At 23.9% G+C, this 3909-nt stretch carries 2 protein-coding genes and 1 pseudogene; 1 reads left to right on the forward strand and 2 read right to left on the reverse strand.

Translation table 11 applies throughout. The features are described 5' to 3' along the window. Nucleotides 1–281: pseudogene (locus L8V85_RS08220) on the forward strand (hypothetical protein); the annotation flags it as partial. Between the two features lie 300 nt (nt 282–581). On the opposite strand, the gene L8V85_RS08225 reads toward L8V85_RS08220, so the two are convergent. Both L8V85_RS08225 and L8V85_RS08230 read right to left on the reverse strand, forming a co-directional pair. Further along, nucleotides 582–2135 carry a KAP family NTPase gene (locus tag L8V85_RS08225; protein WP_263737818.1) on the reverse strand — a complete coding sequence of 518 codons (1554 nt, stop codon included), beginning with the start codon at nt 2133–2135 and terminating at the stop codon, nt 582–584. Nucleotides 2136–2141: 6 nt separating this feature from the next. Then, the coding region (locus L8V85_RS08230; protein ID WP_318529737.1) for a type ISP restriction/modification enzyme at nt 2142–3909 on the reverse strand (1768 nt) is incomplete at its 5' end.

Below are 3909 nucleotides of genomic sequence, written 5' to 3' on the forward strand. Positions count from 1 at the left end.
GAGTCTTTAAAGAAACCAAAAATGAAGGTGCTTTAATTGGCATTAGTTCTTCACTTTATGATAAATATAAAAATCTCTATAAATCAAAACTTGCTAGAGTAAAGCAATCAAGTAAAATAAAAAGCTTACAAGAAAAATATCCTGATTTAGATATTATCAATGCTTATAAATATGCCATATTAAGCAATAAATGTGCTTTATTAAATGAAGATATTGAAGACTTTGAAAATATTATAAAGATTTTATTGCAATTAAATACCGCCAAATATAAACAAAAATAAGCTTAAAATCAAAAATCTACTATAAAGCAATATCAACCTAGCATTAAATAATTAAAATCGATTTATGAGCTTGTTTTGTTGGGTTGTGAAAGATTGTAGATTTTGCTTAGTAAATCTTTTTTGTATTAGTTGTAAATATAGATCAAAATTATCTCTTTTCTTTATATGCTTTTTTAAATATCATAACTAGTTAGTAATTTTCAGTAATATTTCACAATAATTAATCATTGAATAAAAGATTATATTGCTTTTTTGATAATATATTATCTTAAGAATAAAAATTATAATTGCTTAGTAAAATCAGTTTTTAATAAACAATTCTACTAACTTATTTTGAGGTATTGGAATATTTAATTTTTTAGATAAACTTTCTAATGGAAGATAAAAAGTAAATTTATTAATCCAAAAATATTCTTGTTCGTTTTTATTATTAATTATTGCTTCATGAGCTTTATTACACCATTGATTAAATAAATCCAATACTTCTTTTTCATGTTTTTTTATTACTAAGTCTAAAGCAAAACTTTTTGTTCTTTTAAGCTCAAAACTATCTTCATCATTAAAAGCATAATTTAATATTCTATATCCAAACATATATGGAATGCTTTTGATATCATTTTTATGTTTTAAGAAAAAACAAATTGAAGCTTCTTCGAGTGATGTTTTATCGTTTAATTCTTTGATATATTCCATGTGAAAATTAGTATCATCGATAATTTTTTTAACAAAATTTAATAAAAAAATTTTACATTCTTGTATAGGCGTATATCCATTTGGATTAGGAAATAATTGCAGAATATATAAAAAACTAGTTTTTTGCATGATTTCAAAACCATCTTTTAAATAAGATAATAGCTCTTTTAATAAATTACTATATATTGAAGTGTGCGGGGAACTTAAATTTGTAGTTCCTTTTATATTGTTTTTTTCAAAATATTCAGGTTTAAGTCCAAAATGATAAGCATAAGCTATTGGATAAAGTATATAATTATATATATTTTTAAATTCTTTTGATGGATATTTTTCTAAAGAAAAATCTTTTAAAAGAGTTTGATAAGTACAATTTACTCTATTTAATTCTCTTAAATTTGTAAAATTATGAGTTTGTAAAAGTTTATCTATGTTTATAATATCAGGAAAATATTTATAAGCATCAAAATTTTTTTCTAATTTTTCTGACATAAAAATGGAAAATTGCTCTATTGATGATGGAGCAAATTTGATTTGAAAATCAAATACTTTTTCTTTGTATTTTTCAAATATCATTTTTTCTTTTGTTATTTTAGATTTATCTTTATTATTTTCTTGATTAAAATTATCGTTTTTAAATAATTCATCTTCATTATAGATAACAACTACAGAACACTCTTTATTCTCCTTAAGTTCAGAAATCAATCCTAAAACATCCTGCACTGGAATTTTATCTGATAATCTTTCAAAATCATCTATGCAAACAATGGTATTTTTCATATGTTCTTTTTTAAAAAATTTAAACAACGAATCCATATCTATGTTTTTACCAAAAAATTTAAATGTTCCTTCTATAAAATCTCTTATATTATCTGCATTTTTATTTTCTATTGTTAAAAATTGAGACACTAAGTCTTTAATGATTTCATTTTCATCTTTTTTTCCAAAAACTGAGGTATATATAGGAGTTATGTCTAGTTCTTTCTTTAAAAACGGAGTCATTTCGTTTTTCCAAAAATAGCTCTTTCCCACACCCCATTTTCCATTGATTGCAATAGCGATAGGCTTATCCTTATTTTCTTTAAAAATTTCTTCTATTTTTTTCTTGCATTCATTTCTATTTATAAAAATAAAATCTGCAAAATCAATACCATTGTTACTCATATATTTTCACTCACACTCCATTTTACTAATCTCATTTATTAAATCAACGCTTTTTATAGATAAATCAATGATTTTTAAAAGAAGTTCATAGATATATTTACCACCTTGATAATCATTTGGATTATTTTCTATTAAACTTTTTTTATCTATGCTTATTTGGTATCTATCGATAATCCAATCAATCGCACTTTTGCCATTGATTTTATACTCATAAGCAATATTTGGTATATTTTTTATAGTGATATTTTGATTATAAAAAATATCATTTCCTAGTTTTTTCATCTTAGTGACTTTGTAAAATTCATCATTGCTTATATCAGCTAAGATACCATCTTTAAATTCTACTTCTTTAAACATCTCATTGTTTTCATAGTTTAAATGTAAAGTGGCTAGTTTTTTACCCAAAATGCTTAAGTTTTTAAAATCTTTACTTATAGGCACTCTTGGAGCTTCTTTTGAAAGTTCAAATTTGTATTTTTCTAAATAGCCTTTGTGATTTAAAATAGCATATATATAATAAAATATATCTTCTTTGTTTATAGTTTCATCTTTTAATTGTTTTTTAAATTCATCTAAAGCAAAATCACTTATAGCGTATTCTTTGCTTCCATCTTCTTGATAAAAATAAAGTGGAAAAGCTTGAGTATCGCCTATAAAGTGGTAATCAGGTATATTCTCAGATATTAAAGCTGAAAAATTTCCTTTAGTAGTATTTATTAGCAAATTTTCATCTGTATTTTTAGGGAATAACTTTGGCAATTGATATTGTCTTTCGTTCCAAGTTTTATCCCAGTAAAGATATTTTTTAGTAAAGGGACTATAAAAATTAATTCTTATATTTTCTTCGTTAAATTTTTTTATTGTTTTATTGCTGATGATTTTATTCTTAAGCGAGCCAGTCCAAGAAATTTTAGTTTTATCCCCAGTTAAATCTTTATCACTTAGCTCATTATAAAGTTCTGATTTTTTAATATTTTTATTTTTTTCTAAAAATGCTTGATGATCAAATTTAGCTAAGTCTTCATTATAAGTAGCTATGCATTTTTGCATAGAATTTTCAAGCTTTTCTTTGGAAAAATTATAAACCCAGCTATCACGCCCAGTTAATACACCACAAGAATTTATAATAAAAATTCCATATTCATTTTTATTACTTTTTAAAGGCATTAAATTATCAAAGTCTTTTCCTCTTTGATTGATCCAATCGCCTTTTTCATTTGGGATTATATTTATAAAAGGCACATTTATTATGCTTTTAAAATTTTCTAATTTATCAAGTTTGCTTTGTCTATCTAGATAATCTCCTATATCATAATAATGAATTTTATTTGTTTTAGCATTTGTGTCTTTTATAAAAAATACTATGGCAACTCCTATTTTAGCATTGAATATGTTATTACCCTCTCCTTTAGATAATTTCTTCATTTGAGAGTTTAAATTACCCCTTAAATTTAAAATATAAATATCACTAAATTCTTTAGCTACACATTTTCTAAAGCCATCCGCACTTGTTGCATCTATAAAGCTTCCATTTACCACAAAGCCTATGATGCCATTATCTTTTATTTTATCACTTGCCATACGGATTGCTTGGATTAGTGTATCTCTAGTATTTTTAGCTAAATTTGCATTTGATTCTTTGCCATAAGTGTCTTTGACGCGTTTTTCTAAATTTGGATGAGAAATATTTGCATTATTATCATTTTCGCTATTTGCTCCAGCTGAATAAGGAGGATTACCTATGATAACTTTTATTTTTTCATTGGCTATTAAA

The organism is Campylobacter sp. IFREMER_LSEM_CL2090 (genome assembly GCF_025771865.1).
GTDB classification, from domain to species: Bacteria; Campylobacterota; Campylobacteria; order Campylobacterales; family Campylobacteraceae; genus Campylobacter_D; species Campylobacter_D lari_D.